We start from the raw sequence: 5647 nt of genomic DNA on the forward strand, positions 1-5647 counted from the left end.
GGCTGTTCGTCGATTCCCCGCTGGGAATGCAACGGCCGCGCAAAGATCATCCGGCCGGCATCCGTCTGCAGGGCGCTGGTGACCTCGACCTCAATCGGCTTATTCATGAAGTAACGGCCATCTTCCACAACGACCATCGTCCCATCGTCCAAGTAGGCAACCCCTTGCTGCCGCTCGGTCCCCTTCTTGACGACCACGACGTTCAAGGTCTCGCCCGGGATAACCCGGGGCCGCAGTGACTTGGCCAGGTTGTTGATGTTTAAGACATCGACATTCTGGAACTGAATCACCTTGTTGAGGTTGTAATCGTTCGTCACGATTGCCCCGTTGACCTTCTTGGCCAGGGCGATCAATTTACTGTCGACTTCCGGAATATCTTCGAAGTCACCCTCGTACATCTCGACCGGCACGATCTTCTCGCTGCGCAGCTTGTTTAAGATGTCCAGGCCGCGCCGCCCCCGGACCCGCTTGATGCTCTCGCCAGAGTCGGCAATATACTGCAACTCATAGAGGACAAAGTTGGGTACCAGAAGCGTCCCCTCAAGGAAACCGGTCTTGACCAGGTCATAGATTCGTCCATCAATCAGGATGTTGGTATCCAGGATCTTGTAATGGTGGTAATTGGCATCGTGGCGGTCAATCACCTCGCCATCATCGCTAGTATGTTGGACCTTACGATTCAACAATTTCTTCCATTCATCCATCCGGGTAGTCCCAATCCGGAAGCCCAGGTAGCTGAACAACAGCATTAACAGGATCGGCAGGATATTGTTGACCACCGGAATATTGGTCTGCCAGAGCGGGATCGAAATCAATACCGCCAGGACCAATCCCAAAATCGTCAACAACGCGCCAAAAATCAAGTAAAGCGGGTTCTTTTTCGTCAGTTCCCGTTCAAGCCGCGCAATCAATCTCATCGTTGGTTTGGCCAATAGCAATCCTAACAGCCAGAAAATAAGTGCACCAATAACAATATCTAAAAAGACCAACAATGAGGGTGCAATGTGCAGTTTCAACACGTCCCACAACAGGGGCAGGTAGTAGAAGCCAATCATTGCCCCAACCAGGACATAGATTGCAACTACAATCCGTTTTCGCATGTAGCATTCCTCCTTATATTAAGTTTTAGGCCAGTGCCAGTCGCAGGGCCTCACGCAGGGTCGTCACCCCGATGACCTCAATCCCGGCCGGCGGGTTCCAGCCCTTCAGGTTGTTCTTCGGCACGAAGATGCGCTCAAAGCCCAGCTTCTGGGCCTCGGCAACCCGCTGCTCGATTCGGTTGACCCGCCGAATCTCACCAGTCAGCCCGACTTCGCCAACAAAGGCATCACTCGGGCGGGTTCCCTTGTCACGATAGCTTGATGCGATCGAGACGGCAATAGCCAGGTCAATTGCTGGTTCATCCAGCTTGACCCCGCCAGCCGCCTTCAGGTAGGCATCCTGGTTCTGCAGCATTAGGTTGGCCCGTTTCTCCAGCACCGCCATAATTAATGATACACGGTTCCGGCTCAGCCCGGTAGCGGTCCGTTGCGCATTTCCGTAGACGGTCGGCGTGACCAGGGCCTGGATCTCGACCAGAATCGGCCGGGTCCCTTCCAGGGAGACAACCACGGCCGACCCGGTAGCATCACGCAGGCGCTCCTCCAAGAAGATCTCGGATGGGTTCTTGACCTCGCTCAGCCCGTTGGTGTGCATCTCGAAGATCCCCAGCTCGTTGGTCGAACCGAACCGATTCTTTACTGAGCGCAGGATCCGGTAGGTGTGGTGGAGGTCCCCCTCGAAGTAGAGCACCGTGTCCACCATGTGCTCTAAGATCTTCGGTCCCGCGAGCGCCCCGCCCTTGGTAACATGGCCGACCACGAAGATTGTGATGTTGTTGCTCTTGGCAATCTGCATCAGCTGGGCCGTCACTTCCCGGATCTGGGAAACACTCCCGATCGCCGAGCTGACGTCGGTGGCCTGCATCGTCTGCACGGAATCGATCACGACAAATTCCGGCTTAAGGTCCCGGATCGTGTCGCGGATACTATCCATGTTGGTCTCTGGATAGACGTAGAAATTGTCCCCGGCCACATGAAGGCGTTCTGCCCGCATCTTGATCTGAGTGCCGCTCTCTTCACCGGAAACATAGAGAACCTTGTGGCGGTCGTCACTCAATTGTCCGGAAACCTGGAGCAAGAGGGTCGACTTTCCAATCCCAGGATCCCCACCAATCAAGATCAAAGAGCCGGGCACAATTCCCCCGCCCAGAACCCGGTTGAATTCATTGAGCCGGGTCTTCACTCGGGGCGTCTCCTGGCTGTTGATCTCACTGATCTTCTGCGGCTTAGATACCAGCCCAGTCAGTGTAGTCGTCTTGGCCTTGGTCCCCGAAGCGGTGCTGCTTTGTACCTGCTCTTCAACCAAGCTATTCCACTCACCGCAGTTTGGGCACCGGCCCAGGTAGCGGGGCGAGTTATAGCCGCAGTTTTGGCAAACATATTGTGTCCTTACCTTTGCCATTTCTTACTCCTTATTTTTGCGTCGAGCCGAAGCCGCCCGTTCGCTGGGCAGTCGGTTGCTTTTCATCATCGGCAAGCAAGTATGGGATAAAGATTCCCTGGCCGATCCGTTCCCCCTTCTTAACGTGGTAATCACGCAGGCCATAGTTGATCAGCTGGAAGAAGATCTCCCCTTCGTTGCTGTCGTTATCATAGTAATCGGCATCCACGATCCCGACCCCGTTTGGCAAAACCAGCCGCCGCTTCAGGGGACCGCTTGACCGGTCTGCCAGCAGGAGAAACTCGTTCGGCTGCATGTAGGCCTTGATACCAGTCGGTACCAGGTAAGGTTTTAGGGAAGCATCGGCCGCGGTAAAATCGGCATCCGTCAGCTTCTTTTGCTGGTGGATTGCCCAGAGGGCCTTGATGAAGTTCCCTTTCCAGATGGACGGCAGGGTGAAGTCTTCCGCCGCCTCAAAGTCATAACCGGCCGCGTTGGCTGTCTGGCGCTGGGGAAGATTGATTCCCTGGTTGCTTCTCTTTGAGACTACCTTAAATCCGCGTTTCATTTCACTCACCTCATTTAAATCACTATCTAATTATTATAAGATAGAACCATTATTAATGGTATTGCTTAGGCTTGACTTTTAGGATTACTTTACGGAAAATTGATAATGAATGGATGTGATCACTTTGCAATATCAAATTGAGGATCACCGGATTGTTGCCAGCGACACTCACCAGCCATTTGTTGGTGAGATTAGCTTTCCCGCCGTCGATGGCTACCCCGACCGGGTGGTGGTCGAACGGGTCTTTGTCCACCCCGACTACCGCGGTAGGGGGATTGCGGCCGTTCTTGTAAAACGTTTTATCAAGTACGCCAGTGATCAGCACTGGACCGTCAAGCTGATGTGTCCCTACGCAACCCAGCAATTCAAGCTGCATCCGGAATACCAGCGTTTGTTATTACCAGAAGATCGTTTTTAGCACAGGAGGAATTCTAATGAATCAAGACGAATTAAAGGCCCAAACGGGTAAGGAATCAGTCAAGTACATCAAGTCCGGCATGATTGTCGGCCTCGGAACCGGGTCAACCGTCCGTTACATGGTCGATGAACTCGGCAAGCAGGTCCAAGCCGGCAACCTGACCAACATCATCGGGGTCACGACTTCCAGCCGGACCACCAAGCAGGCCGAAAGCCTCGGCATTACCATCAAGAACCTCGATGACGTCGACCACATCGACCTGACCATCGACGGTGCCGATGAGATCAGTGACGACTTCCAAGGCATCAAGGGTGGCGGTGGCGCCCTCCTCTGGGAAAAGATCGTTGCCAATGCTTCAGACAAGGTAATGTGGATCGTTGACCAAAGTAAGCTGGTCCACAAGCTGGGTAAATTCCCGCTCCCGGTCGAAGTCATCCCGTTCGGCAGCCAACACGTCTTCAACAGCCTGGAAAAGAAGGGCTACAAGCCAACTTGGCGGATGGATGGCGACAAGAAATTCCGCACTGACGAGAATAACTTCATCATCGACCTGCACCTCAAAGAGATCGATGACCCGGCTACCCTGGCTGATGAACTGATCCACATGGTTGGGGTCGTCGAAACCGGCCTCTTCCTCAACCGGGTCAACGACGTCATCGTCGGTACCGATGAGGGTCCTAAGGTGCTCCACGCACGTTAATTTTCCCGCGATTGTCATGTAACTAATAAAGAAGGATCGACCTCCCCAATCTTGGGTGGTCGATTTTTTATTCCAAGTGGCCGGACTTCCCCCCACTCGCCGATTCTCCTATAATAGATGTTAACAATACTGAGGAGGTCTTTTCTATGGCTTTTAAGATTAAGAAAGATGATATCAAACGATTCCGGGCCGATTACGATGGCCGCCGCGACAGTCAGGTGATTGAAAACGCGGTTACCAAAAATGGGGTCCGTAACGCCAGCTTTAACTGGCATTCTATCCAGGACAATGACCCGCACTTCTCCATCGACCTGAAGACTGGGGACGTGGCCGACCAAAAGCAGTCCGGCCGCTGCTGGATGTTCGCTGCCCTGAACACCATGCGGCACGAAATGCAGCAAAAGTACAACCTGCCGGATGACTTCGAGCTCTCCCAGTCCTACCAGTTCTTCTGGGATAAGTTTGAAAAGGCAAACTACTTCTACGAAAACGTCTTAAAGACGGCCCATAAGGCCACGGACAGTCGCAAGGTGGCCTGGCTGATGGCCGCACCGCAAAACGACGGTGGTCAATGGGACATGCTCTGTGCACTGATCGAAAAGTACGGGGTAATGCCAAAGTCGGCTATGCCGGAATCATTTAACTCCAACAACTCCCGGGGTATCGACAGCGTGCTCAACAACAAGTTGCGTCACGACGCCGTGATCCTCCGCAAGATGGTCAACGAAGACCACGCCAGTCAGGAAGAACTGGATGCCAAGCGGACCACGATGCTGAACGAGGTCTACCGGATGCTGGCCTACGCCTTTGGTGAGCCAAGTACCCACTTCGATTTCGAATACCGGACCAAAAAGGACAACGAGTACCACCGAGATGCCAACCTGACGCCACAAGAATTCTTCAAGAAGTACATTGGCTGGAACCTCGACGACTACGTTTCTATTATCCAGGCGCCAACGGCGGACAAGAAATACCACAAGACCTACACGATTGACATGCTCGGCAATGTGGTCGGCGGCCGGCCAATCAAGCACCTGAACCTGCCAATGGACGAATTCAAGGAACTGGCCATCAAGCAGCTCAAGCACGGCGAAAGTGTTTGGTTCGGTTCCGATGTCATTCAATACTCCGAGACCAAGCTGGGCATCATGGCCTTAAACACCTATGATTACAATGCCCTCTTCGACATGGACCTCGACATGACCAAGGCTGAGGCCCTCGATTACGGCCAGAGCATGATGGACCACGCGATGGTATTGACCGGGGTTGACATCGTCGACGGCAAGCCAACTAAGTGGAAGGTCGAAAACTCCTGGGGCAACAAAGTCGGTCACAAGGGCTACTTCGTAATGAGTGATGCCTGGATGGACAAGTACTGCTACCAGATCGTCATCAATAAGAAGTACCTCTCCGACAAACAACTGAAGGCCCAGGCCCAAGAGCCGATCGTTCTGAAGCCTTGGGATCCAATGGGGACTCT

At 53.4% G+C, this 5647-nt stretch carries 6 protein-coding genes; 3 read left to right on the forward strand and 3 right to left on the reverse strand.

Annotated elements, in window-relative coordinates:
• The 3 genes from ACI31J_RS07110 to ACI31J_RS07120 form a co-directional block, all read right to left on the reverse strand.
• On the reverse strand, positions 1-1100 hold a 1100-nt coding region (locus ACI31J_RS07110), incomplete at its 3' end, for a PIN/TRAM domain-containing protein (protein ID WP_439773728.1).
• A gap of 25 nt (positions 1101-1125) precedes the next feature.
• Complete coding sequence (gene radA / locus ACI31J_RS07115) at positions 1126-2502, reverse strand: DNA repair protein RadA (protein ID WP_439773729.1); 1377 nt, start codon at positions 2500-2502, stop codon at positions 1126-1128.
• Positions 2503-2512: 10 nt separating this feature from the next.
• The gene (locus ACI31J_RS07120; protein WP_439773730.1) at positions 2513-3049 is read right to left on the reverse strand and encodes a dUTP diphosphatase; all 537 of its coding nucleotides are present in this window, start codon (positions 3047-3049) and stop codon (positions 2513-2515) included.
• Positions 3050-3173: 124 nt separating this feature from the next.
• Here ACI31J_RS07120 and ACI31J_RS07125 point away from each other — a divergent pair, with 124 nt between their 5' ends.
• From ACI31J_RS07125 to ACI31J_RS07135, 3 genes are all read left to right on the forward strand, one after another.
• Positions 3174-3467 carry a GNAT family N-acetyltransferase gene (locus tag ACI31J_RS07125; protein WP_439773731.1) on the forward strand — a complete coding sequence of 98 codons (294 nt, stop codon included), beginning with the start codon at positions 3174-3176 and terminating at the stop codon, positions 3465-3467.
• 16 nt (positions 3468-3483) lie between these two features.
• Complete coding sequence (gene rpiA, locus ACI31J_RS07130; protein ID WP_439773732.1) at positions 3484-4167, forward strand: ribose-5-phosphate isomerase RpiA; 684 nt, start codon at positions 3484-3486, stop codon at positions 4165-4167.
• Positions 4168-4313: 146 nt separating this feature from the next.
• A partial coding sequence (locus ACI31J_RS07135; protein WP_439773733.1) for an aminopeptidase C occupies positions 4314-5647 on the forward strand: 1334 nt, incomplete at its 3' end.

The sequence above is a fragment of the Limosilactobacillus sp. genome (genome assembly GCF_051873075.1).
Classification (GTDB): domain Bacteria; phylum Bacillota; class Bacilli; order Lactobacillales; family Lactobacillaceae; genus Limosilactobacillus.